24 protein-coding genes are annotated in these 22445 nt (G+C 62.6%); 12 read left to right on the top strand and 12 right to left on the bottom strand.

Annotation, left to right across the window (positions count from 1 at the left end; translation table 11 throughout):
• Nucleotides 1-136 precede the first annotated feature (136 nt).
• From SIB46_RS00960 to SIB46_RS00970, 3 genes are read left to right on the top strand one after another with little or no spacing between them, the layout of a single operon-like run.
• The gene (locus SIB46_RS00960; protein WP_413296687.1) at nt 137-832 is read left to right on the top strand and encodes a class I SAM-dependent methyltransferase; all 696 of its coding nucleotides are present in this window, start codon (nt 137-139) and stop codon (nt 830-832) included.
• Nucleotides 833-876: 44 nt separating this feature from the next.
• Entirely contained in the window at nt 877-4428 is a 3552-nt protein-coding gene (gene mfd / locus SIB46_RS00965; RefSeq protein ID WP_413296688.1) for a transcription-repair coupling factor, read from the top strand.
• A gap of 58 nt (nt 4429-4486) precedes the next feature.
• Complete coding sequence (locus tag SIB46_RS00970) at nt 4487-4693, top strand: hypothetical protein (RefSeq protein WP_413296689.1); 207 nt, start codon at nt 4487-4489, stop codon at nt 4691-4693.
• Nucleotides 4694-4697: 4 nt separating this feature from the next.
• Here SIB46_RS00970 and SIB46_RS00975 read toward each other — a convergent pair whose 3' ends face one another.
• The 5 genes from SIB46_RS00975 to SIB46_RS00995 form a co-directional block, all read right to left on the bottom strand.
• Nucleotides 4698-6038, bottom strand: coding sequence for a S41 family peptidase (locus tag SIB46_RS00975; protein ID WP_413296690.1), 1341 nt, complete (start codon nt 6036-6038; stop codon nt 4698-4700).
• A gap of 93 nt (nt 6039-6131) precedes the next feature.
• Nucleotides 6132-7364 carry a (E)-4-hydroxy-3-methylbut-2-enyl-diphosphate synthase gene (gene ispG, locus SIB46_RS00980; protein WP_413296691.1) on the bottom strand — a complete coding sequence of 411 codons (1233 nt, stop codon included), beginning with the start codon at nt 7362-7364 and terminating at the stop codon, nt 6132-6134.
• A 40-nt stretch (nt 7365-7404) separates the two neighbouring features.
• Nucleotides 7405-7953, bottom strand: coding sequence for a phosphoribosyltransferase (locus SIB46_RS00985; RefSeq protein WP_413296692.1), 549 nt, complete (start codon nt 7951-7953; stop codon nt 7405-7407).
• The gene (locus tag SIB46_RS00990; protein ID WP_413296693.1) at nt 7950-8534 is read right to left on the bottom strand and encodes a uracil-DNA glycosylase; all 585 of its coding nucleotides are present in this window, start codon (nt 8532-8534) and stop codon (nt 7950-7952) included. Before SIB46_RS00990 ends, SIB46_RS00985 begins: the two co-directional genes overlap by 4 nt.
• Entirely contained in the window at nt 8531-8881 is a 351-nt protein-coding gene (locus tag SIB46_RS00995; RefSeq protein ID WP_413296694.1) for a VOC family protein, read from the bottom strand. Before SIB46_RS00995 ends, SIB46_RS00990 begins: the two co-directional genes overlap by 4 nt.
• Nucleotides 8882-8975: 94 nt before the next feature.
• Here SIB46_RS00995 and SIB46_RS01000 point away from each other — a divergent pair, with 94 nt between their 5' ends.
• From SIB46_RS01000 to SIB46_RS01020, 5 genes are read left to right on the top strand one after another with little or no spacing between them, the layout of a single operon-like run.
• Nucleotides 8976-10142: a pyridoxal phosphate-dependent aminotransferase gene (locus SIB46_RS01000; RefSeq protein WP_413296695.1), complete on the top strand. Its 1167-nt coding sequence runs from the start codon at nt 8976-8978 to the stop codon at nt 10140-10142.
• A 5-nt stretch (nt 10143-10147) separates the two neighbouring features.
• The gene (locus SIB46_RS01005) at nt 10148-11029 is read left to right on the top strand and encodes a putative selenate ABC transporter substrate-binding protein (protein WP_413296696.1); all 882 of its coding nucleotides are present in this window, start codon (nt 10148-10150) and stop codon (nt 11027-11029) included.
• Entirely contained in the window at nt 11029-11736 is a 708-nt protein-coding gene (locus tag SIB46_RS01010; protein ID WP_413296698.1) for an ATP-binding cassette domain-containing protein, read from the top strand. Before SIB46_RS01005 ends, SIB46_RS01010 begins: the two co-directional genes overlap by 1 nt.
• Complete coding sequence (locus tag SIB46_RS01015; protein WP_413296699.1) at nt 11733-13268, top strand: PhnE/PtxC family ABC transporter permease; 1536 nt, start codon at nt 11733-11735, stop codon at nt 13266-13268. The genes SIB46_RS01010 and SIB46_RS01015 overlap by 4 nt, the downstream gene beginning before the upstream one ends.
• 53 nt (nt 13269-13321) lie before the next feature.
• Nucleotides 13322-14101 (top strand): sigma-70 family RNA polymerase sigma factor, encoded by a 780-nt coding sequence (locus SIB46_RS01020; protein WP_413296700.1) that lies wholly within the window; start codon nt 13322-13324, stop codon nt 14099-14101.
• Here SIB46_RS01020 and SIB46_RS01025 read toward each other — a convergent pair.
• Nucleotides 14046-14765, bottom strand: coding sequence for a DUF92 domain-containing protein (locus tag SIB46_RS01025; RefSeq protein WP_413296701.1), 720 nt, complete (start codon nt 14763-14765; stop codon nt 14046-14048). The two genes, SIB46_RS01020 and SIB46_RS01025, sit on opposite strands and share 56 nt — an antisense overlap.
• A gap of 160 nt (nt 14766-14925) precedes the next feature.
• Between SIB46_RS01025 and SIB46_RS01030 the strand changes: the two genes are divergently transcribed.
• Both SIB46_RS01030 and SIB46_RS01035 read left to right on the top strand, forming a co-directional pair.
• On the top strand, nt 14926-16185 hold the full coding sequence (locus tag SIB46_RS01030) for a tyrosine-type recombinase/integrase (RefSeq protein ID WP_413296702.1): 1260 nt from the start codon (nt 14926-14928) through the stop codon (nt 16183-16185).
• Nucleotides 16186-16221: 36 nt separating this feature from the next.
• A complete protein-coding gene (locus tag SIB46_RS01035) occupies nt 16222-16668 on the top strand; it encodes a hypothetical protein (protein ID WP_413296704.1) in 447 nt (148 codons plus the stop codon).
• Here the strand turns inward: SIB46_RS01035 and SIB46_RS01040 are convergent.
• Both SIB46_RS01040 and SIB46_RS01045 read right to left on the bottom strand, forming a co-directional pair.
• Nucleotides 16637-17395, bottom strand: a complete 759-nt coding sequence (locus SIB46_RS01040) for a 16S rRNA (uracil(1498)-N(3))-methyltransferase (protein ID WP_413296705.1) — start codon at nt 17393-17395, stop codon at nt 16637-16639. The two genes, SIB46_RS01035 and SIB46_RS01040, sit on opposite strands and share 32 nt — an antisense overlap.
• Nucleotides 17396-17410: 15 nt before the next feature.
• Complete coding sequence (locus SIB46_RS01045; RefSeq protein ID WP_413296706.1) at nt 17411-17854, bottom strand: DUF3531 family protein; 444 nt, start codon at nt 17852-17854, stop codon at nt 17411-17413.
• Between the two features lie 40 nt (nt 17855-17894).
• Here SIB46_RS01045 and SIB46_RS01050 point away from each other — a divergent pair, with 40 nt between their 5' ends.
• Both SIB46_RS01050 and hslO read left to right on the top strand, forming a co-directional pair.
• Nucleotides 17895-18545, top strand: a complete 651-nt coding sequence (locus tag SIB46_RS01050; RefSeq protein ID WP_413296707.1) for an ABC transporter ATP-binding protein — start codon at nt 17895-17897, stop codon at nt 18543-18545.
• On the top strand, nt 18538-19446 hold the full coding sequence (gene hslO / locus SIB46_RS01055) for an Hsp33 family molecular chaperone HslO (protein ID WP_413296708.1): 909 nt from the start codon (nt 18538-18540) through the stop codon (nt 19444-19446). Before SIB46_RS01050 ends, hslO begins: the two co-directional genes overlap by 8 nt.
• A 1-nt stretch (nt 19447) precedes the next feature.
• Here hslO and SIB46_RS01060 read toward each other — a convergent pair whose 3' ends face one another.
• The 4 genes from SIB46_RS01060 to SIB46_RS01075 form a co-directional block, all read right to left on the bottom strand.
• On the bottom strand, nt 19448-20107 hold the full coding sequence (locus SIB46_RS01060) for a muramidase (RefSeq protein WP_413296709.1): 660 nt from the start codon (nt 20105-20107) through the stop codon (nt 19448-19450).
• A gap of 237 nt (nt 20108-20344) precedes the next feature.
• Nucleotides 20345-21367: a tryptophan--tRNA ligase gene (gene trpS / locus SIB46_RS01065; protein ID WP_413296710.1), complete on the bottom strand. Its 1023-nt coding sequence runs from the start codon at nt 21365-21367 to the stop codon at nt 20345-20347.
• Complete coding sequence (locus SIB46_RS01070) at nt 21367-21864, bottom strand: hypothetical protein (protein ID WP_413296712.1); 498 nt, start codon at nt 21862-21864, stop codon at nt 21367-21369. Before SIB46_RS01070 ends, trpS begins: the two co-directional genes overlap by 1 nt.
• A 22-nt stretch (nt 21865-21886) precedes the next feature.
• Nucleotides 21887-22411 (bottom strand): hypothetical protein, encoded by a 525-nt coding sequence (locus tag SIB46_RS01075; protein WP_413296713.1) that lies wholly within the window; start codon nt 22409-22411, stop codon nt 21887-21889.
• Nucleotides 22412-22445 lie beyond the last annotated feature (34 nt).

The following is a 22445-nucleotide window of genomic DNA, read 5'->3' on the forward strand; positions in this document are numbered from 1 at the left end:
CATGGTTTCTCCTCTTCTCTCCCTTTGCTCTAGAGCTGCTGGCAGCTCAAAGGAAGTGATCAAACCGATCCCTTGGGTTCGGTTTTGCGACCCCCGGAGCGCCTCTGGCTAAGACGCCTCTAAACAACAACCGGGCGTGAGCGGACTCGACTTTGATGGCGACTACGGCCGCCAGTACCGCCAGCGGATTCGCTTATCGATTCCGGCCTACGACGCGGTGTTGGAACTTGGCGCCGCCGCCTTAGCGGCCAAGACGCCAGCTGCTCGCCAGGTTCTGGTGGTGGGGCCGGGTGCCGCTGAGGAGCTGCCAGGCCTGCTTCAAGCCATGCCGCTGGCGCGCTTCACGCTGCTGGAGCCCAGTGGGCAGATGGCCGAATTTTGCCGCCAGCAGATTGCCTCTCTCGATGCCGGCAGCCGCTGCTTGCTGCACCAGCAAAGCCTTGCCGGCAGTGGCTTGGATCCCGAGGGGTTTGATGCGGTGGTGTGTCACCACGTGCTGCACCTGTTGCCTCCGCAGCAGCAGCAGCAGGAATTGGCCGCCATGCTCAGCCAGCTCGCTCCTGGGGGCTGTTTGTTGCTCAGCAGCTACAGCGAACCAGCGGGGCAAGAGAACGAGCAAAGCCTGCTGGAGATCATCAAGGCAAGGTTGCGCATGCTTGGCATGGATGAGGCCACCTTGGAGTTGTTTCTCTCAGGCCGGAACAAGGTGGTGTTTTCGTTGGCTGAAGAGTTGATTCAGCAGCAGGCGCAAGCGAGCGGTTGCATGCCACCTCAGATGCTGCTGCGGGCAATGTTTAACGGCCTGTGGCTGATTCAGCGGCCCGCCACTTGAGGCCCCTGTAAGCGAGGATCAGCAACTGCTTTCTCCCCGCGTGTATGCCCCTCACCGCTTTGGTGCGCCAGCTGCAGCAGGTGCCCCTCACCGGCGAGGTGCTGGAACGCTCACGGCGGCCTGATCGTCTGCGCCTGCAAGGGGCCAGTCGTGGTGCCCGGGCGCTGTTGGCTTCAGCCATGGCCCGCTGCGAGGGCGCTCCTTTGCTGGTGGTGGTGCCCACCCTGGAAGAAGCCGGCCGCTGGGCGGCCCTGCTGGAGTTGATGGGCTGGCCCACCACGCAGCTCTATCCCACCAGTGAGGGGTCGCCCTACGAAGCCTTTGATCCCACCAGCGAGATCACCTGGGGGCAGTTGCAGGTGCTCAGCGAATTGGTGGATGAGCAGGGCGACGGCTGGCAGGGGGTGATCGTGGCCACCGAGCGGGCCCTGCAGCCCCACTTGCCGCCGCCGGCTGTGCTGGCTGATCAGTGCCTCACCTTGCGCAAAGGCGCCAGCATCGATCTGGAGGAGCTGGCAGCCAATCTCGCCCGCTTGGGCTACGAGCGGGTCTCTACCATTGAGCAGGAAGGCAGCTGGAGCCGCCGCGGCGACATCGTTGATCTATTCCCGGTCAGCGCTGAGTTGCCAGTGCGACTGGAGTTCTTCGGTGAAGACCTCGAGAAGTTGCGGGAGTTTGATCCCGCCACCCAGCGCTCGCTGGATGCTGTTGATCTGGTGCGCATCACCCCCACCGGCTATGGGCCTTTGGTGGCTGATGGCCTCAGGGCCAACCTGCCCGATCAGCTGGATCAACTGCTCAGCGCTGAGGCCATGGAGCAGTTGCTGGCCGGCGATACCCCCGAAGGCATGAGGCGCTTGATGGGGCTGGCTTGGCAGCAGCCGTCTTCTTTGTTGGATTACCTGCCGGAGCACACCTTGGTGGTGCTCGATGAGCGCCGTCAGGCCATGGCCCACGGCCAGCAGTGGTTTGATCACGCCGAGCAGCACCACAGCGATGAGGTGGAGGGCTTGCTGCCGCCAACATTGCATCGCCCGATCAGCGACACGATCGAGGCCTTGGAGGCCTTTGCTGGGTTCGATCTGGCCGAGTTGGCTGAAACCGATCAGCACCCCAACAGTTTTGATTTGAACAGCCGGGCGGTGCCCGCCTATCCCAACCAGTTCGGCAAGTTGGCCGGCCTGATCAAAGATTTTCAACGCGAGAAAACCCGCGTGTGGTTGCTTTCAGCCCAGCCCTCCCGCGCGGTGGCGTTGCTGGAAGAGCACGATTGCATCACGCGCTTTGTGCCCAACCCCGGCGATCAACCAGCCATTGAGCGGTTGATCGAACAGAACACGCCGGTGGCCCTCAAGACCAAGGGCACCGCTGAGCTCGAGGGATTGCAGTTGCCGGCTTGGCGTTTGGCGCTGATCACCGATCGGGAATTTTTTGGCCAGCAAAACCTCACCGCCAGCGGCTATGTGCGCCGCCGCCGTCGCGCGGCCAGCCGCACGGTGGATCCCAACCGCATGCGGCAGGGGGATTTCGTGGTGCACCGCAACCACGGCATTGGTCGCTTTTTGAAGATGGAAAAGCTGGCCATCAGCGGTGATGCCCGCGACTACCTGGTGGTGCAATACCTCGATGGTTTGCTGCGGGTGGCGGCCGACCAGCTGGGCAGTCTTGGCCGCTTCAGGGCCAGCAGTGATGCACCGCCCCAGCTCAACAAGATGGGCGGTGCCGCTTGGGCCAAGACCAAGGCCCGCGCCCGCAAAGCCGTGCGCAAGGTGGCCTTTGATTTGGTCAAGCTCTACGCCGAGCGCACCGAATCACCAGGGTTTGCCTTCCCTGTCGATGGGCCCTGGCAGAACGAACTGGAGGATTCCTTTCCCTACGAGCCCACGCCTGATCAGCTCAAGGCGATCACCGAGGTAAAGCGCGACATGGAGCAGGGCAAGCCGATGGATCGGTTGGTGTGTGGGGATGTGGGCTTCGGCAAAACCGAGGTGGCCGTGCGCGCCATCTTCAAGGCGGTGACTGCGGGTCGTCAGACCGCCCTATTGGCGCCAACCACCGTGCTGGCTCAACAGCATTGGCGCACCTTGAGCGAACGCTTTGCGCCTTATCCGATCAAGGTGGCGCTGCTGAATCGCTTCCGCACGGCCAGCGAGCGCAAGGAGATTCTCAAAGGCCTCAGCGATGGGGCGATTGATGTGGTGGTGGGCACCCATCAATTGCTGGGCAAGGGCACCAGCTTCAAGCAGCTGGGCTTGTTGGTGGTGGATGAGGAGCAGCGCTTTGGTGTGAACCAAAAAGAGAAGATCAAGGTTCTACGCAAAGACGTTGATGTTTTGACCCTCTCGGCAACGCCGATCCCGCGCACGCTCTACATGAGCCTCTCGGGGGTGCGTGAGATGAGCTTGATCACCACGCCTCCCCCATTGCGCCGTCCGATCAAGACCCACTTGGCGTCGCTCGATGAAGAGGCGGTGCGTAGTGCGATCCGCCAAGAGCTCGATCGCGGCGGGCAGGTGTTTTATGTGGTGCCCAGGGTGGAGGGCATTGAGGAGGTGGCCGGTGGGTTGCGTCAGATGCTCCCAGGCCTAAGGCTGCTGGTGGCCCACGGCCAGATGCCGGAGGGCGAATTGGAGAGCGCCATGGTGGCCTTCAACGCCGGTGAGGCCGATGTGATGCTCTGCACCACGATCGTGGAGAGCGGCCTCGACATCCCGCGGGTTAACACGATCCTGATCGAAGACTCCCAAAAATTTGGCCTCTCGCAGCTGTATCAATTGCGGGGCCGAGTGGGCCGCAGTGGCATTCAGGCCCACGCGTGGCTGTTTTATCCGGGTGACGCCAGCCTCAGTGATGCCGCACGGCAGCGGCTGCGGGCGATTCAAGAATTTGCCCAGCTCGGCAGCGGCTACCAGCTCGCCATGCGGGACATGGAAATCCGCGGCGTTGGCAATCTGCTGGGGGTGGAGCAGAGCGGGCAGATGGAGACCATCGGCTTTGACCTCTACATGGAGATGCTCCAAGAGGAGCTCGCCGAGATTCGCGGCCAGGACATCCCTGCGGTGGATGACACCCAGATCGATTTGAGCGTGACGGCCTTCATCCCAGCCGATTGGGTCACTGAAGCCGACGAGAAAATGGCTGCCTATCGCGCCGCTGCTGACTGCGACAGCCGCGAGGCTTTGCTGCAGCTGGCCGCCGATTGGGTGGATCGCTACGGCCCGCTCCCGGCTCCGGTGCAGTCGCTGCTGCAAATGATGGAGATCAAGCTGCTGGCCAAGCGTTGCGGCTTCTCGCGCATCAAGCCGGAAAAACCCAACTTGGTGCTGGAAACCCCCATGGAAGAGCCCGCATTCCGCCGCCTGCGCCAGGGTTTGGCCACCCACCTGCATGGCCGTTTGGTGTATCAAGCCGGCAGCGGCACCACCGCGAAGGTGCTCGCCCGCGGCCTTGGGGTGTTGGCGCCCGATAAACAGCTGGACGAACTCAAGTCTTGGCTGGAGACCATGGCGGCCCAGATCCCTGATGCCGACGGGTTTTCTGCCGCTGAGCGTGAGGCCAAACAACAGGCTGACAACCAGGCCGTTCTGAGCGTTTGACAGCTTTTCCTGAGAAAATGCTTCTCAGGCTCGCAAGAGTTCGTTACACTCCGGTGAGTTGAAAAGCGAGCTGCGCATGAATGCCATCGTCGAATTGAATGACGGACTTGGCGTAGTCTTCGCAGCGGGTGGTGCTTTCCCCTTCGGATTGTTCAGCGGCGTGATCGGCGCAGTGGCGCTGGGCTTCTTTGCCCTCTGGCAATCCGAAAGCAATGATGATGACGATTCCAGCCCCGGCGGCGGCTTAATGCAGCCGGTGTCCTGATTCCTTAGTTCGTACTGAAAACGTCCAACTGAACGTCTCCGTCGAAGCTCACTTCAGGTTTGGCGTAGTTTTGGCGAAGCAGCTTGCCCAGCTCTGATTCAGCAACCCGATACTGCGGGTCGTTGCGGGTTCCCAGGTCTTCAAATTTCAAGCGCTGGGCCTGGGCTTTGCTGAGGTTGGCATTCACATCCGGGGTGATGCCCTGCTTGTGAATGTCTTTGCCGCTGGGGGTGAGGTATTTGGCGATGGTCACCGTCATCCCGGAGCCATCGGAGAGCCCACGCACCGATTGGATCAGGCCCTTGCCGAAGGTCTTCTTGCCGACCACAACGCCGCGGTTGTTGTCTTGAATGGCGCCCGAGAGAATCTCGCTGGCGCTGGCGCTGCCTTCATTAACGAGCACCACCAACGGCGCCTGGGTGAGGGCACGGCCGCTGGCCCGTTTGACATCACTAACGCCATCACGGGTTGAGCTGGAGACGATCACGCCTTCATCGAGCCACTGCCTGGCGATTTCCACACTCGCCATCAGCAAGCCGCCGGGGTTGCTGCGTAGATCGAGCACAAAACCGCTGACGCCCTCACCGCTCAGCTCGGTGATGGCGTTGCGCATGTCCTTGGCCGCATTGGCGTTGAACTGCTTCAGGCGGATGTAACCCACCTTGGCCCCGTTGGGGGCCACATTCACGCTGGAATCAACGGCCGCCAGTTCGATCCGGTCGCGGATCAGATCAACCGTCACGAATTCACCGGCGCCGCGGCGCAGCTCCAACACCACCTTGGTGCCAACCTTGCCGCGAATCAGCTTGACCGCGTCTTCGGTGGTCATCCCCCGGGTGCTTTTGCCGTCGATGGCAGTGATCACATCTTTGGGCTGCACCCCCGCCCGCGAGGCGGGTGAGCCATCGATGGGTGAAACCACCACCAGTTCTTTGCTGTCTTTATCGAGGCTCAGTTGAATGCCCACCCCAGAGAGTTCCCCTGAGGTGTCGATTTCCATCTCCTTGAATTCACGCGGGTCCATGAACCGCGTGTAGGGGTCATCCAGGGTGCCGAGCATGCCCCGGATGGCTTCATAAGCGTCTTTGGTGTTGCCGTAGCTCTTGCTCAGCAGATCCCGCCGCAGGGTTTTCCACTTCTCCTCGCTGTAATTGCCCGTGGTGTCGAGGTAGTCGCGGAACACGATCTGCCAGGCCTCATCCATCACCTCCTTGGGGCTGTCGGAGATGATCGCTGCGGTGCTGCTGTGCAGCAGCAGATCACTGGTTAGAACCAAGGTTCCCGCGAAACTGCCGGCACCGGCCAGGGCGACAAGGGCGATGCGACGCAGACGCGTTGAAGCCATGGAGTTAGCCAGGGTCTTCCAACCGTAACGTCACTGTTGGGCTTTGGTCAGAGCGATCGCCGCCTGGTCTGTGACTGGATGTGGCCCCAGACCTCAGGGATCAACCCAGCGGCCGTCTTCTTTGATCAGATCAATCAGCGCCCGCACACCGTCGGCTTCCGGCACGCGGCGGATCTCTTCGCGGCCCCGGTAGAGCGAGATGGTGCCAGGGGTTTTGCCCACATAGCCGTAGTCGGCGTCGGCCATTTCGCCGGGGCCATTCACGATGCAGCCCATTACGGCGATGTCGAGGCCGGTGAGGTGGTCGGTGGCGCTGCGCACCTGCTGCAACACCTCCTCGAGGTTGAACAGCGTGCGGCCGCAGCTGGGGCAAGCCACGTACTCAACCATCGTTTTGCGCAGCCCCAAGGACTGGAGGATGCCGTAGCAGACCGGAATTTCCTTCTCGGGAGCCTCGGTGAGGGAAACGCGGATCGTGTCTCCTAGGCCATCGGCCAGCAGGGTGGCGATCCCTGCGGTGCTTTTGATGCGGCCGTAGTCGCCGTCGCCGGCTTCGGTGACCCCCAGGTGTAGGGGGTAGTTGAAGCCCTCGGCATCCATGCGGTGGGCCATCAAGCGGTAGGCCGCCAGCATCACCGGCGCCCGTGAGGCTTTCATCGAAATCACGATGTTGTGGAAGTCGAGCCGATCGCAGATGCGAATGAACTCCAGGGCTGACTCCACCATCCCCAGCGGGGTATCGCCGTAGCTGAACAACATCCGCTCAGCCAACGAGCCATGGTTAACGCCAATGCGCAGGGCTTTGTCCTGCTCCTTCAGGCTGCGGACCAGGGGTTCAAAGGTTTCCGTAATCCGCTCCCCAATGGCAGCCACCTCGTCTGGTGTGAACTCGGTGCGGTTGGGATCGGGCTTGTCGAAGACAAACAGCCCAGGGTTGATGCGCACCTTGTCGACATGCTTGGCCACCTCCAAGGCGATCTTCATTCCGTTGTGGTGCACATCAGCCACCAGCGGCACGCTCGCCCCAGAGGCTTCGAGGCGCTGACGGATCTCACCGACGGCCTTGGCGTGGGCGAGGCTCGGCACCGTGAGCCGAATGATTTCGCAACCGGTTTGATGCAGCCGCAGGATGCCGGCGGTGGCCCCCTCCACATCGAGGGTGTCCTCGTTGATCATCGACTGCACCACCACCGGGTGCTCACTGCCGATCCAGATGTCGCGCACCCGCACACTGCGGGTTTTGCGCCGGTGAATCACCGTGTCAAAGCGCGGATCCTGACTCCAATCGGTGTCGCTCAAGGTGGTGGTGGCCAGGGTGCCGGTCATGGAGCGGGCCAAGGTCTGCGCAAAACCATGGCATAGACCCCTAGCTCATGGGTTCGAGTTCGCAGGGGTGCAGCAGCTCCCAGCGCTCAAATGGCTGCACGATCCAGGGGTTTTCGGGCAGATGCATGGCCCAGAAATCCGGTTGAAAGCTGCTGCCGCCTTTGAGCCAGAGCACCCCTGTGAGCAGTTGGGATGGCCTCACTGCCGTGTTGAGCCAGGCGCTGGCTTCCACCAAGGTGGTGCCGCTATCCACCAAGTCGTCCACCAGCAGCAGCCGAGGCCCCAGCTGGTCGCAGGTGTGGGCCAGTTGATGGCCAAGCTTCAGTTGGCCCTGAATGCGATCGCCATCGCCGCTGTAGCTGCTGGCCGCCATCACCACCAAGGGCCGATCGAATAAACGGGAGAGCAGATCACCCACCCGCAAGCCGCCTCTGGAGAGGGCCACGATCTGATCAAAATCCGCTGCGGCGTGATGCAGTTGCAGCGCCAGGTGCTCGATCAGCCGGTGGTAGTGCTCCCAGCTCACCACCAGCTCACCAGCGGTGTTATCGCTGATGGCCGGGGGCTTGAGCTGGGGCAGTGCTGTCATTGCGGCCAGTCCTTCCGATCCAGTCTGCGACGAACATCCTGCATGTCCGCGAGCGTGAGCTCTTGGGGTGAGCCCGGAGCGCGGGAGCCAAAGCGCAGCAGATAGGAGGGATGAAACACCGGCAAGTAGGCGCGGCCTTGCTGCTCAATCCACTGGCCCCGCAGTTTGCTGATGCCGCCTTTGATGCCCAAAACCGCCTGCAGTGCTGTGGCCCCCGCGAGTACCACCAAGGGGGGATCCACCAGCTCCAGTTGCTGATGCAGCCAAGGCAGGCAGCGCTCGATCTCTGTGCGCGTGGGCTTGCGGTTTTGGGGTGGCCGGCACTTGATCACATTGGCGATGTAGAGGTCGCGGCGGCTGTCGAGCCCGGCTTCAACCAAGAGCTTCTCCAGCAGTTGTCCGGCCCGGCCAACGAACGGTTCACCCTGCTCGTCTTCCTGCTGGCCCGGGGCCTCACCAATCAGCAGCGCGCGGGCTTGGGGATGGCCTCGCCCCACCACCACGTTGTGCCGCGTTGCCGCCAGCTCGCAGCGTTCACAGCCTTGGCAATCGGCGCTGAGCTCGTGCCAGGAGGTGCTCATTGGGCCCACTCCAGCAGCAACAGGCGATTGCCCTCGGGATCTTCGATCCACACCTCACGGCCAAAGGACTCCTGGCGAATCGCTTCGAGAGCCCTAGCCCCTTGGGCCAGGGCCTGCTCAAGGCTGCTCTCGAGATTGGCGCTGGGCAGGCACAGGGCCAGCCGGCCGTGTTGCGCTGGTTGGGGCCTTTGCGATGAGGGTTGGTAGATCACCAACTGCTGGCCCTGGCTCAGCGTGAGTTGCTGCACCGAACCCTTGATTTCAACGGACACGTTCAGCAGCTGGCTGTAAAAGCGTGCCAAGGCCGCTGGGGCCTCACTGGCTAGAACCCAGAACGGTGCAGCCATTGCCGTGGTGTTGCCGCGCACAGCATGCCCGAGTGCTGAGGCACACTGGAGGATTCGAAGATCCGAGCGGCACCACAAGGGTGTGCCCATGCCCATGAAGCTTTCGGCCCGTGCGGCTTCGTTGCAGCCATCTCTGACGCTTGCCATTGCGGCCCGGGCTAAGCAGCTGCAGGCCGAGGGGCAGAACATCTGCAGCCTCAGTGCTGGAGAACCCAACTTCGACACGCCGGCTTTCATTCGCCAGGCGGCGGCCGAGGCGCTTGAGCAAGGCGTAACCCGTTACGGCCCAGCCGCTGGCGATCCAGAGCTACGTCAAGCCATCGCTGAGAAACTCAGCCGCTGCAATGGCATGGCCGTTGGCAGTGATCAGGTGCTGGTCACCAATGGTGGCAAGCAGGCGCTTTACAACCTTTTTCAGGTGCTGCTCGACCCTGGTGATGAGGTGTTGCTGCCGGCGCCGTATTGGCTCACCTACCCCGAGCTGGCGCGCTTGGCGGGAGCCGAGGTGTGCCTGCTAACAAGCAATGCCAGCGATGGCTTCCGGCTTGATCTCGAGGCGCTTGAGGCCTTGATCACCCCGAAGAGCCGCTTGCTGGTGCTGAACACACCCTCCAATCCAACGGGGTTGGTGCTGCAGCGCGAGGAGCTGGAAGCCGTTGCCGCTTTGCTGCGCCGCCATCCCCAGGTGGCGGTGGTCTGCGATGAGATCTACGAGCACCTGCTCGCCGATGGCCAAACCCACCACAGCCTGGCCGCGCTGGCTCCTGATCTGGCTGATCGGTTGTTTGTAGTCAATGGCTTCGCCAAGGGTTGGGCCATGACCGGCTGGCGCTTGGGCTATCTGGCTGGTCCAGCTGAGGTGGTCAAAGCGGCCATCGCCTTGCAGAGCCAGAGCACCAGCAACGTTTGCAGCTTTGCCCAGCGCGGCGCCTTGGCGGCGTTGCACGCACCGCTGGATTGCGTGCAGGAGATGGCCCGCAGCTTTTCGCAGCGGCGCAGCCATCTCACCGCTGGTTTGCAACAGCTCAGCGATGTGGTGGTGGTGCCGCCTAACGGCGCCTTCTACGCCTTCCCGGATATCAGCGCCTTTGGCCTGGATTCGATGACGTTCTGCCAGCAGTTGTTAGATCAACAGGGGTTGGCAGTTGTGCCCGGTGTGGCCTTTGGCGATGACCGTTGTATTCGCCTCTCTTGCGCCGTCACCACAGCCACCATCGACGACGGCTTGAACCGCCTGAAGTCTTTCCTGCAAACGCTCTGATCTCCTTGATTCGATTTCTTGCTCTGGCCCTGGTGCTGTTGCTGGCGCCGGTGGCCCCTGCCCTGGCCTCCCAGGTGCTGCGCATCAGCGCGATACCCGATCAAAACCCCGAGCGGCTCAATCGCCTCTATGGGCTGTTGGCCAAAGAGCTCAGTGATCAGCTGGGCGTGCCGGTGAAATACAAGCCCGTTGTGGATTACGGCGCTGCTGTCACCGGCTTCCGCCGCGGGGATCTGGATTTGGTTTGGTTTGGCGGGCTCACCGGGGTTCAAGCCCGCTTGCAGACCCCTGGCTCCAAGGTCATTGCGCAGCGGGATGTCGACGCCAAGTTCCGCTCGGTTTTCATTGCCAACCAATCGGCTGGTCTGAAGCCCTTCAGCGCTCAAAACGACCTGCAGCAACTCAAGGGCAAGCGCTTTGCCTTCGGCTCAGAGAGCTCCACTTCCGGCCGCTTGATGCCCCAATACTTCCTGGCTCAGGCGGGGGTGACCCCCAAAGACTTTGCCTCTGGCCGACCGGGCTTTAGCGGCAGCCATGACGCCACCTTGGCGCTGGTGCAAAGCGGCGCGTATCAAGCTGGTGCTCTCAATGGCCAGGTGTGGGATAGCCGTCTCAAGGAGGGCAAGGTCGACACCAACAAGGTGGTGCTGTTGTGGCGGACTCCGCCCTATGCCGACTACCACTGGATCGCCCAGGGCAACTTGGATCAGCGCTTTGGCACTGGTTTCACCAGCAAGCTGCAGCAGAGCTTGCTAAACATGAGCCCGAGCCAGCCACGCCAAAAAACCATCCTGGAGCTGTTTGCAGCAGGGCGGTTCATTCAGGCCAAGGATGCTGATTACGCCAACATCGAGGCGGTGGGTCGATCGCTCGGCAAGATCCGCTGATGCTGGAGCTGAGGGATGTCACGGTTCCAGGGCGTGAGCGCCCGCGGCTCCGTGGCCTCAGCCTCAGCCTCAAACCGGGGGAGTGCGTTGCCCTGGTGGGTGCCAGCGGCGCAGGGAAAAGCACCCTGCTGGCTGTGGCCAATGGATTGATTCAGCCCACAAGCGGATCGGTGCAGTGGTTTGGAGAACAGCGGCTGCGCCGCCGCATGCGATCGCGCATCGGCACGCTCTGGCAAGACCTGCGCTTGATTGAAGGACTCTCGGTTCAGCACAACCTCAACACCGGCCGCCTAGCGGCCTGGTCGTGGTGGCAGGTGCTGCTGAACCTGATGCAGCCTTTGGAGTCTCGCGCCTGCGCCGAAGCGCTCACCCAGGTGGAACTCGACGCATCACTGCTGCCCTTGCCGCTGAGCTCGCTCTCCGGCGGGCAGCGGCAGCGGGTGGCCTTGGCGCGGTTGCTGCGCCAAAACGCCGAGTTGCTATTGGCCGATGAACCCCTCGCCCAGCTCGATCCACCTTTGGCGCGGCGCCTACTGCAGTTGCTATTGGGCTTGGCAACGCCTCCGCGGGGGTTGCTGATGAGCCTGCATCGCCCCGATTGGCTGGAGGGTTTTGATCGGGTGGTGGGCCTGCGCCACGGCGAACTGTTATTCGACTGCTCTCCAGAGACGCTGTCGGCCGCGGATTTGGAGCAGCTCTATTCATGAGCCCCGCCGGCCAGCTGCTGCTGCCTGCGCTGGTGCTGTTGCCGTTGCTGGCGCTCTTGCCAGGCGCTTGGCATGGCGGCGGCTTTGATTTGATCGGCCAGTTCCTGCTGGCGGCTGTTCAGCCCAGCACCGATCCAGCCTTAATCGTCGCATCGCTCAGGGGAATCGCCATCACCGTGGCGGTGGCCCTGTGGTCGTGGCTGTTCAGCTTGTTCCTTGGCGTGATCGGCGGTGTTCTCTCCGCTGAGGTGGTGAGCCGCACCCTTTGGGGCTGCAGTTGGCCAGCGCTGTTGCTGCGCCGCTTGCTCGCGATTCCGCGCTCGTTGCATGAGCTGCTGTGGGGTTTGATCCTGCTGCAGCTGCTCGGCTTGCATCCCGCTGTGGCTGTGTTGGCGATTGCTCTGCCCTATGGGGCTTTGTTCGCCCGTGTGGTGGCCGAACAGCTCGATGGCTTGCCGCGCCGCAACCTGGAGGCGTTGCAGTTGGCGGGTGCGCCGGCTCCCGCAGCATTGTTGATGGCGCTTTTGCCGCCGCTGTGGCCGCAGCTGCTCAGCTATGGGGGCTACCGGCTTGAGTGCGCCTTGCGCTCAGCCACCCTGCTGGGGGTGTTTGGCCTTGGGGGCATTGGCGCTGATTTGCGCTTGGCTCTGCAGTCACTGCAGTTCCATGAGGTGTGGAGCAGCCTCTGGCTGTTGGCCGCGGTGATGCTGGCCCTCGAGCTGGCGCTGGCGCGTTTGCGGCAGCGCTGGCAAGAGCCCAACCGCGAATTGCTCGTTGGCTTCGCCGCCTTGCTGCTGCTGTTGCTGCCGTCATCGCAGTGGTTGGAGCTGCGCTGGCATGTGCTGTTCTCCCCCTGGCAATGGCCGGAGGTGCTGCCCCTGTGGGACCCCAACGGCTGGCTGCAGGACTGGCCGCAGTTGATTGGCAGCACGCTGCTGCTCACCTCCTTGGCGGCTTTGCTCGCGGTGGCTCTATTGCCATTGTTGCTGTTGCTGTTGGGGCCAGGGCGTTGGCCGCGCTTGTTGCTTTCGGCTTGCGGTTTGCTGGCGCGTTTGCTGCCGCCGCCGTTAACGGCTCTGTTACTGCTGTTTGTGTTCCAGCCCGGGCTGTTGCCGGCGGTGTTGGCGCTGGGTATTCACAACGCCGGCATCTTGGGGCGCCTTGGCTTGGAGGGGCTGGATGCCTTGCCGCCGCAGCCGGCCCAGGCACTACGGCTGGCTGGCAGCAGTCCGCGGCAGGTGTTGCTGGTGGCTGGCTTCAACGGCATCGGCCGCAACTATTTGAGTTTTGGGGCCTACCGCGCCGATGTGATCCTGCGTGAGAGCGTGGTGGTGGGGCTGGTGGGTGCCGGCGGTTTGGGGGTGGTGCTGCTGGAGTCGTTGAGTTCGTTTGCCTGGGGCGAGGTGTTGCCGGTGTTGGTGGTGTATGCGGTCCTCACCTTGGTGGGCGAACAACTGGCTGATCTCTATCGCCGCCGCTTGCTCAGTGGTCCGCTCCCACGGGAGGGGTGCTCCCCCCTCGCAAACAGCTAATCAACACCGGGTGCTGCAGCTGAGCTTGAAGGTCAGAGCTCAATTGCACTCTGATGACCACATCTCAAGCGCCAACACCCGAGCTGTTGGCCTTGCATCGCCGCTACGTCCAGAGCCGTTGCCTCAAGCTTCGCAATCGTCTTGTTGAAGCCCACCTCAATCTCGTGCGGCAGCAGGCCGCCCGCTTTTCCCAGGCAAGCAGCGCCTGCTACGACGACCTGTTTCAGCAGGGCTGCTTTGGGCTGCTCGATGCTGTCCAGCGCTACCAACCGCAGCGCGGCTATGCCTTCAGCACCTATGCGGTCACGTTGATTCGCGGCCAAATGCAGCACTACCTGCGTGACCGGCACCATCTGATTCGCTCCCCTTGGAGGCTGCGTCAGCTGTTGAGTCGTTGGGATCAGCTTCAAAATCAGCGCCAGCAAGCCGGTCTGCCGCCACTGGATCGGCGCGGCCAGGCCCGCAGCCTGGGCTGCCGGGTTGAGCGCCTGCAGATGGCGTTGCAGATGCGCGAAGCCTTGAACCTGCGGTCATTTGATGCGGCCCCTGACGGCATGGCCTTCGAGCCTGCCGATCGGCGCCCCACCCCAGAAGCGCGCTTGGCGGAAGCGGAAGTGGAGGAGTGGATCGAGGCCCACAGCCCGGATGATCAATTCCTGTTGCGCGGCGTGATGCACCAAGGCTTGAGTCAGCGCCAATTGGCACGGCAATTGGGTTGGCCGCCATGCCGCGTGAATCGGCGCCTGCAGCAACTGCGTCAGCAGGCAGTGCTGCGTTTCAGCGCAACACCACCATCGCGGCCGCGGCGGCAATCGCCGTCATCAGGGCATTAACCCCTTCATTGCTGAGCCAAGGCAGCTGAGGCTGCAGTTCACTGCCGATCAAGCTCTCCACCAAGGTGGCGAGCCAGGCGATCACGCTGATCGGCAGCAGCAGCTCCCAGCCCACCAGCGACAGGCTGCAACCAATCAGGCTGAACACACCGGCTCCAGCCAGGCTGGCGAGAGTTCCTTCCAGGCTCACGGCACCTTCAGTGCCCGGGGGAACCACTTGCAATCGGCTCAAACTGATGGTGGTGCGGCCCCAGCGTTTGCCGATTTCACTGCCGCAGGTGTCGCCCAGCTTGGCGGCAAAGCTGGCCACAAAACCCACGAGCAAAAGATGGGTTGGTGCTCCAGGCAGTTGGCTCAGCAGCGCTAAGGCTGCGCCTGTGGCCGCTGAGCCCCAAACGTTCTCAGGGCCCCGCCGGCCGCCACGGGCTTCTGCGATCCCGAGTTCCGCCTTGCGGGCAAAGCCCAACTTGGTGACTGCCGAGCCAAGGGCCAGATACAGCACCACCGCCAGCCAGCCCCGCCAGCCCAGCGTGGCCCCCAGCAGCGTTCCCAAGGCCCAGGCATGCCACCAGCCGCTGCGCGTCAGCACCGGAACACGCGTGACCGGCAGGATCAGGCCGGCATTGATCAGGGCACTGAAGCCCCAGGCCGCTACGGCCCCCATGGCGATGGCTCAAAACCGCTCCAGTCAAGCGGGGCAGCACCTGAAACTGAAGCAAACATTTGAATAAGAAGAGATTGTGTGTCGGTTAAGACACTGCTTGTCAGTGTGAGTTATCAATATTGATTGATGTGTTGAATGACACGTCTCATCAGGAGGAGGAGTGAGCGACAAGGTCGCTACGGCCGCTTGGGATGAGCATCTGATTGAAGTGGCTGGTCCACCGGCTGGTTGGTGGTATGTGCGGCCTGTTCCCAGGGCGCTGCAACAAAGCTTGGGTCGGCGTTCCATTCGCCGCTACCTCGCGCCGACCTTGGTTCAAGCCCACCGCCTGGCGGCCGATGTGCATGAGCAGGTGGAGCGTTTGCTGGGCCTCAGCGCCGGAGAGCTTCAGCTGCGTGGGCGTGAAATTCGCCTGGTGGCCCGCGAGTGTGCCCGCCGCTGGCGTGAGCGACTCTCCGCTGCAGCTCTGCCCGCCCCAAGCCGCCCTGATGAATCCGAGCTGGTGGAGCTGTTGATGAATGGCTTCCGCAGTCGCGGATTGGTGCTTGAGGAGCCAGATTTTTTGGAGGCTCGCGAGGCGTTTCTGGCCCAGCTCGCCAGGCCTTTGCCGCCGCTGCCGGCTCCCCGCCATCGCCCCAACACCGTGGCGGGTTGGGTGGCCGCGCGTCAGCGTTTGCGGCCTGTTAGTGCCAGCACGCGCCTGGCCTGGCAGCGGGAGTTGCGGCGGCTGCTGGCCTTTAACGAGGTCAGCCTGCCTGGGGCGATCACCGAAGGCGCTGCCTTCCGCTGGCGCAACCATGTGCTGAGCAGCGTCAGCCTCGCCACAGCCCAGCGCCGGTTGAGCCTGATTGATGCCTTTTATGCCGATGCGCTGCGTTCGGCCCTGGTGGAGCACAATCCCTTCTCGCCTCTGCCGCCGCTGCAGGCCAGCAGCCTCCCCTTGCGGCCTCTCAGTGCTGAGCAGTTGCAACAGCTCGACCACGAGCGCCAAGGCGATCCCATCTATGCCTTGGTTCGTTGGCTTGGCTTAAGGCCAAGCGAAGCAGCTGAGCTGCGGCCCATCGATTGGTCTTCGATTGATGGCAATCCGGTGCTGTGGATTCGTTCAGGTCTCTTGGTTCAGCAGCGCTGTCTGCAGATTCCCGAGCCCTTGATGCCGCTCTGGCAGCAATGCAGCGGGCCTGGCGAGGCTCCTCTCTGGGCTGAGTTGCCTGATGTGACCCCGCAGCTGTTGGCACGCCGCTGGGCTGATGGTTTGCGGCGCCAGAGCTTTTGCAATGCCACCGCCCTGCGCCGAGAGTGCGCCCGCCAGTGGCGTCAGCAGGGTGTTTCAGAGGTGGTGGTGCGTCAGCTGTTGGGTGCGTCCAAGAGCACGCGGATGTTGCACTGCCCAACGGAAACCACACAGCCGGCTGTCTGAGCCTGATAATCAGCGCTGGCCTTGGTGAGAGCTGTGGTGCTGGACAAGCTGCTGGGTGGTGAGCGCAAGCCTTTTTTGGTGCTGTCAGAAGAGAGCAGCACGGATGTGGTGATTGCCCCCACCAGGCCTGAAGAACCAGAGACCGATGAAGCTGGCGCAGCTTTAGAGGCGCCCATTCTGTTTGCAGAGGGTGTTGCAACAGCGCAGCCAGCTGCACCTCAAGCCAAGCCCGCAGCCACCAAAGCCCAGCCGTCTGCTTCCCAAGCGCAGCCCAAGGCCAGCCCCGCCCAGCCGGAAAAAGCGCTCACCACCGCCGAGTTGCTGGCTGCTGAGCGCTCGCAGAAACAAGAGGCTCCGGTGCGCAGCACCGAAACCTTTGCGGCTGAATTACTCAATCCCGCCAACGCCTTGCCCCGCCGCCGCCGCCGCCCCGGCGCTGCTTTGGCTGGCTTTAAAGAGATGGTTGGGAATCTCTCGCGCTGAGCCGTTGCCTGTGGTGTTGCATCAGGGCCAAGGCGCTGATCGCCGCGGTTGAAGCTCGCAAGATATTGGGCCCCAGGCTCACGGGCTGCCAACCGTGATCGGCCGCTGCTTGCCGCTCTTGGGGCGTCCAGCCCCCTTCTGGCCCACAAGCCAACTGCCAGGGTTCGACCTGGGGGGCTGTTTCCAGCACATCAGCTAAGAACGGCACGCCGGCTTCGCGGGTCACGCCAATGCAGCGCAGCTCGCCTGCGGCCTTGGCTTGGCTCAAGCCGTCGATGGCGCTGGAGACCGGCTGCAGTTTCGGCAGCCAGAGCCGTTCGCACTGCTCACAGGCTTCCTGCAGCTGGCTTTGCCAACGCTGGGGGCGTTGGCCCTTGGGTTCCACAACTGAGCGTTGGGCCTGCAGCGGTTTGAGCTGATCGACGCCGAGCTCGCAGGCCATCCGCACAACAACCTCAAAATCTCGGCGGATCAAGCCCATCAGCAACACCACCTCGGGTTGCTGGGGTGGTTGCTGCTCCAGCTGCGCCCCTTGTTGCGCCCATCCGTTGCGGCGCAGCTCGGCCTGATGCAAGCCGCCCTGTCCATCAACGATGGCAAAGGGGCTGCCCGGCCGCAGCCGCAGCACTTTTTCGAGGTAGTGGCGCTCATCGCTGGTGAGTTCCACGTCCTCTCCGCAACCCGCGAGGCGCTGCGGTTCGATCAGGACACGGCGCAGTTCAGCCATGACGCGCTGGTGAACTCAGTCTTCAAAAAAACGTTCATCGCCAGCTTCCGCTGGCCAGTCCTCATTGATGCCGCCCACCCGAAGCTCAAGGATCTCGACGTACTCGCGATTGATGCTATGCAAGCCATTGATCAGTGCATCGAGGCCCACCCCATCGCTGGTGCCCAGATCACACCAAATGCGCGCCCAGTTGTCCTTGTATTCCATATCGCCGATGTTGTGCATTAACGCATTGGAGCTGCCGCTGACGCTCTCGTTGTCGTAAGCCATCCAGCTCACATCAGCGCCTTGCTCATGCACCTGCAGGTTCTCCGCGTTGAAGCTGCCGAGGCGCCCGAGGTAATACCAGCTGTTGAACAGCTCTTCGATGTATTGCCGTTCGCCTTGCCCCGGTGGGTTGGGAAACCGCAACCAGAACCAGCAATCGAAAGCGTCGAATTCGCGAAATTGGACGTCCATGGCATCAAGCTAGGTCTCTGTGCGGCGAGGACACCACAGGGTGCTGGAGCTTGATCAGGTTGCTTATCACCCGGCGGCAGCCGAGGCCGCGATCCTTCGTGGTGTGAGTTTGCAGCTGTCTGCTGGGCGCCCGGCCTTGGTGGTGGGCCGCAGCGGCAGCGGCAAAACAACGTTGCTGGAGTTGATCGCTGGCTTGGCCAGCCCGGATCAGGGGCAGATCAGCTGGCAGGGGTCCCCCACCACCGCCCGGCAACGGCGCTGGCTCAGTGGTTTGGTGTTCCAATTCCCCGAGCGCCATTTCATTGGTCTCACCGTGGGCCAGGAGCTCAAGTTGGGGCACCGTCGCCTCAGCTCTGAACGCCTGCAGCAGGCCCTGGCCCAAGTGGGGTTGGCCGGTCTGCCGTTGACCCAAGCACCGGAGCGTCTCAGTGGCGGTCAGCAGCGGCGCTTGGCTCTGGCTGTGCAGCTGCTGCGTGAGCCCGGCATCTTGTTGCTCGATGAGCCCACGGCCGGTCTGGATTGGTCGGTGCGTCAGGAGATGGTGAGCCTGGTGGGCGAGCTGGCCCGCGATCGGCTGGTGCTGATCGTCACCCACGAACCAGAGGGCTTTGATTCGGTGGCTGGGGCGTCTTACCTCCTGCAGCAAGGACGCTGCGTACCATTCAGCCTTTCGCGCGCTCCCCATGGCTGATCGGTTGGTGCGTGCCATGGCTGCAGGGGGTGGCATTCGTCTGGTGGCGGTGTCCACCACCGAGACCAGTCGCATTGCCCGTGAGCGCCATCAGCTCTCGTTTTTGGCCAGTGCCCTGCTAGGTCGGGCTATGACCGCTGGCCTGTTGCTGGCGAGCTCGATGAAGGTGGCCCATGGCCGGGTCAACCTGCGAACCCAATCCGATGGGCCCCTCAAAGGGCTGAGCGTGGATGCCGGCCGAGATGGCCGGGTGCGCGGTTACGTGGGGAACCCCAGCTTGGAGCTGGATCTCGTTGGCGACCCTGCCCGCTTTGACTTCAAGCAAGCCCTGGGCACTGGCTATCTGAATGTGATGCGCGATGAGGGCCAAGGGCCCCCTTACAGCAGCACGGTGGAGTTGGTGAGTGGCTGCATCGGCGAAGACGTGGCCTCTTATCTGCTGCATTCCGAACAAACCCCCTCAGCGGTGTTTGTCGGAGAACGCATCGATTCCAGCGGCATCCTCTGCAGTGGAGGCGTGTTGGTGCAGGTGCTGCCCAAGGCAGCCCGTGAGCCTGCCTTGGTGGCGTTGCTGGAAGACCGCTGCCGCGAGATCACTGGTTTTTCCCAGCGGCTGCAGGCTTGCGAAGGGGATTTGCGCGCCTTGCTGCGCGATGTGTTCCCCGATCTCGACCCTGAGGTGCTGGCCGATGAGCAGGCGGAGCAGCATGTGGAGTTCTTCTGTCCCTGCACGCGAGAGCGCAGTGAAGGTGCCCTCGCTCTGCTGGGCGCCGAGGAGCTCGCCGACATGATCGAGAAGGACAACGGAGCTGAGCTCACCTGCCACTATTGCGGCGAGGTGTATCGCTTCAGCGCCGAGGAGTTGGCAGCGCTGATTGAAGCGCTGCCCCAATCGGCTTGAGTTAGCTCAGCAGCAGGCTGATCGGGCCCATGCCAGCGGCTTGGCGTCGCTCTTGCTCCAGGCTCTTCTCATAGAAGGCCTTGAGGTCTTGGTGTTTTTTGACTGGCTGGCCGTAGAAGCTTTTCGACTGCAGGGTGGGCAGTGAGGCCCATTCAGGAGCCAGCTTGGCCAGCAGTTGCGGTGTCAGCTCTCCTTGATCAGCCATCGCCAGGGCATCACGGCGCTCAATCAAGAACAGGGCGGCCTGGTCCTGGTTGCTGGGGCCGAAATCACCCAGTCCCAGCTTGCGGGAGGCCATCTTCCAAGTGCCAGGCAAAAATTGATAAGCACCGGCCGCAGCGCTGGTGTAGCGCTTAACGATCACCTTTTCGGGATGCTTCGCAAAGCTGCTGAAGGTGGAGCCTCCGTAGAGCACCCGGTAGCCCACATCAGAGCCCTTCTTCCAGGTGCCTTCGGCAAAACGAATGGTGTTGAGCAGTGCTTTGCGCTCGGGGGTCAGCACATAACTCGGGCGTGCTTGATCCTGAGGCGCAGTCAGAACCCGCGCGGCCATGGAGGATTGCAGGTAGGAGGCACTTCCTTCGGTGGTGATGACCAGAGCGCCACTGAGGGCGCAGAAGCTCAAGCCAAGACCAGATCGCAGAGTGAGGGCCAGATCCATGCAGTCGCTGTTAATCGACGGATCGCCAGTGTTTCGAATTAACGGTTGTTTACGCTCCGCCGAGCGGAAAGGGTTGCCAACCGAGATCGCCGTCCTAGCGGAATCCAGATAAGGCCCAAGACGCGCAAGTCGCAGTCTGCGACTGAGTTGAGAAAAAGGGCTTTAGAGCCTGAAAGTTTGATGAGAGCGCCCGCCGAAGCGCCCATCCATTACCTCTGTTTATCTTTGCTGCAGAAACTAATTAGCTGTCGCGGGTCTGGCGAAGCCCATGGCCTCTTGAACCCGTTGCAGGGTTTGCTCGGCCACCGCGCTGGCCCGTTGTCGTCCAATCTCCAGCACCTGATCGAGGCCGCTGCGGTCAGCACTGATTTCGCTGTAACGCTGCTGAATCGGCCTGAGGGCCTCCACCGTGGTCTCCGCAAGTAGGGGTTTGAAGCGTCCCCAGCCCATCTCGGCGCATTCGCTGGACACCTGCTCACGGTTCTGGCCGCTGAGCAGCGCATAGAGCCCCAGCAGGTTGTCGGCCTCAGGGCGCTCAGGGTTGCCGAATTCCAAGCCCATCACCGGGTCTGTTTTGGCGCGCTTGATCTTCTTGGTGATCAGCTCCGGTGGATCGAGCAGGTTGATCCGCGCCCCCTCGTTGGGATCGCTTTTGCTCATCTTGGCGCTGCCATCGGTGAGGCTCATCACACGGGCCCCCTCTTTCATGATCATCGGTTTGGGGACCTTGAGTACCGGCGTCTCCTCGCTGCCAAAGCGGCTATTGATCCGCTGCTGCGCAATGTCTCGGGCGAGTTCGAGGTGCTGTTTTTGATCTTCGCCAACCGGCACTTGGTCGGCGTCATAGAGAAGGATGTCGGCGGCCATCAACACTGGGTAATCCAACAGGCCCACGGACACGTTGTCGCCCTGTTTGACGGCCTTTTCCTTGAACTGGATCATTCGCTCAAGCCAGTTCAACGGCGTGACGCAGTTGAGGAGCCACGCCAGTTCCGCGTGAGCGGGCACCTGGCTTTGCACGAAGACAGTGGCCTGCTCTGGATCGATGCCGCAGGCCAAATAGAGCGCTGCCGTGGAGCGCGTGTCGGCTGCGAGTTGCTTCGGGTCGTGGGGGACCGTGATGGCATGCAGATCCACGACACAAAAAAAGGTGTCGTGGCTGCGTTGTAGATCCACCCAATTGCGGATGGCTCCAAGCCAGTTGCCGAGATGCAAAGACCCTGTGGGCTGAACGCCCGACAGCACCCTGGGTCTTGCCATCAGGCCTCCGCTTCGTTGCTGGTGGCCTCGGTGGCAGCTTCAGTGCTGGCTTCGTCGCTTGCGGCAGCTGGCTCAGTGGTTGCCTCAACGTCAGCTGTCACTGCAGGTTCTTCCGCAGCGGGCTCTTCCGCAGCGGGTTCGGGCTCGGGCTCTGGAGCCGCAGGCTTGCTGGGACGGGCAAAGGGGTTAGGGCGTGCATCGCGCTGGCCCTGGCCATCGCCGCCACGGCGTTCGCCGCGGGGGGGACGGCCGCCACCGCTGCGCTTCTGCTGGCTGATCACCTCATCGAGGGCCCCCTGCTCCAGCAGATCAGCCATGGTGCGCAGGGAGAAACCAAGCACGGCCACGGTGGAGCGCAGTTGAAAGGCTTCTTGCAGCGTGCGGGCCGCCTGCAATTCGTTATCGCTTAGGCGGATCCGGAAGCCGCCAGCACCATCGCGCTGGCCTCCTTGGCGAGAGCGCCCGCGTCCTCCCTGTTCCCGATCCTGATCGGCCATCAACCCTGCCCGTTGCAGCGGCTCAGTTTGGCCTATCGCCGGTCGTTTTGGGCAGCCAGTGACAGCTCAGCCGTTGTTTGCCGTCGCGGCGCGGCAAGACCAAAAGTGGCAATTCAGGCTTGCCGCTGTGGAGAGTGCGCCGGTAGCGCTCGATCAAGGTGAGGTAGTCCTCAAGACTCCACAGGCAACTGGGCTGCTGTTGTTCTTGCCAGAAGCGGCGCAGGGCCCGGTGGCAGGCCTCAGGGCCAAAGTCTTGCCAGCACAGTTGTTCGGCCTCATCGGCCGGCATTCCTTGCTCCAGCAGCGACTGGAAGCGCACCAACTCCGGTGCGTGGGCTGAGCTGTCCACAGGGAATCGCCCCAGCAGCGCATCAATGCTGAGGATGTCCAGCTGCAGCCAGCTGCGATCCAACACGGGGACAGGCAGGTCGCCATCCCAGCTCGGTGAATCCAGCAGGATCTCCCAGCAGCGTTTCAGCTGAAGCTGCAACCGGGGTAGCGGCGGAAGTGGCGTTGCCATCTTTCCCAAGGTAAAAACAACGTCCATCCCTTGCGAGGGGTCTTAGACAGGGGCTGTCAAC

The sequence above is a fragment of the Synechococcus sp. MIT S9452 genome, assembly GCF_047304245.1.
Taxonomy (GTDB): Bacteria; Cyanobacteriota; Cyanobacteriia; order PCC-6307; family Cyanobiaceae; genus RCC307.

Coding starts and splice junctions, on each gene's coding strand:
- SIB46_RS01000 (WP_413296695.1), top strand. CDS start 8,976: ATGAAGCTTTCGGCCCGTGCGGCTTCGTTGCAGCCATCTCTGACGCTT.
- SIB46_RS00985 (WP_413296692.1), bottom strand. CDS start 7,953: ATGACAGCACTGCCCCAGCTCAAGCCCCCGGCCATCAGCGATAACACC.
- SIB46_RS01015 (WP_413296699.1), top strand. CDS start 11,733: ATGAGCCCCGCCGGCCAGCTGCTGCTGCCTGCGCTGGTGCTGTTGCCG.
- SIB46_RS01060 (WP_413296709.1), bottom strand. CDS start 20,107: ATGGATCTGGCCCTCACTCTGCGATCTGGTCTTGGCTTGAGCTTCTGC.
- ispG (WP_413296691.1), bottom strand. CDS start 7,364: ATGACCGGCACCCTGGCCACCACCACCTTGAGCGACACCGATTGGAGT.
- SIB46_RS00995 (WP_413296694.1), bottom strand. CDS start 8,881: ATGGCTGCACCGTTCTGGGTTCTAGCCAGTGAGGCCCCAGCGGCCTTG.
- trpS (WP_413296710.1), bottom strand. CDS start 21,367: ATGGCAAGACCCAGGGTGCTGTCGGGCGTTCAGCCCACAGGGTCTTTG.
- SIB46_RS01075 (WP_413296713.1), bottom strand. CDS start 22,411: ATGGACGTTGTTTTTACCTTGGGAAAGATGGCAACGCCACTTCCGCCG.
- SIB46_RS00990 (WP_413296693.1), bottom strand. CDS start 8,534: ATGAGCACCTCCTGGCACGAGCTCAGCGCCGATTGCCAAGGCTGTGAA.
- SIB46_RS01020 (WP_413296700.1), top strand. CDS start 13,322: ATGACCACATCTCAAGCGCCAACACCCGAGCTGTTGGCCTTGCATCGC.
- mfd (WP_413296688.1), top strand. CDS start 877: ATGCCCCTCACCGCTTTGGTGCGCCAGCTGCAGCAGGTGCCCCTCACC.
- SIB46_RS01045 (WP_413296706.1), bottom strand. CDS start 17,854: ATGGACGTCCAATTTCGCGAATTCGACGCTTTCGATTGCTGGTTCTGG.
- SIB46_RS01025 (WP_413296701.1), bottom strand. CDS start 14,765: ATGGGGGCCGTAGCGGCCTGGGGCTTCAGTGCCCTGATCAATGCCGGC.
- SIB46_RS01070 (WP_413296712.1), bottom strand. CDS start 21,864: ATGGCCGATCAGGATCGGGAACAGGGAGGACGCGGGCGCTCTCGCCAA.
- SIB46_RS01040 (WP_413296705.1), bottom strand. CDS start 17,395: ATGGCTGAACTGCGCCGTGTCCTGATCGAACCGCAGCGCCTCGCGGGT.
- SIB46_RS00975 (WP_413296690.1), bottom strand. CDS start 6,038: ATGGCTTCAACGCGTCTGCGTCGCATCGCCCTTGTCGCCCTGGCCGGT.
- SIB46_RS01010 (WP_413296698.1), top strand. CDS start 11,029: ATGCTGGAGCTGAGGGATGTCACGGTTCCAGGGCGTGAGCGCCCGCGG.
- hslO (WP_413296708.1), top strand. CDS start 18,538: ATGGCTGATCGGTTGGTGCGTGCCATGGCTGCAGGGGGTGGCATTCGT.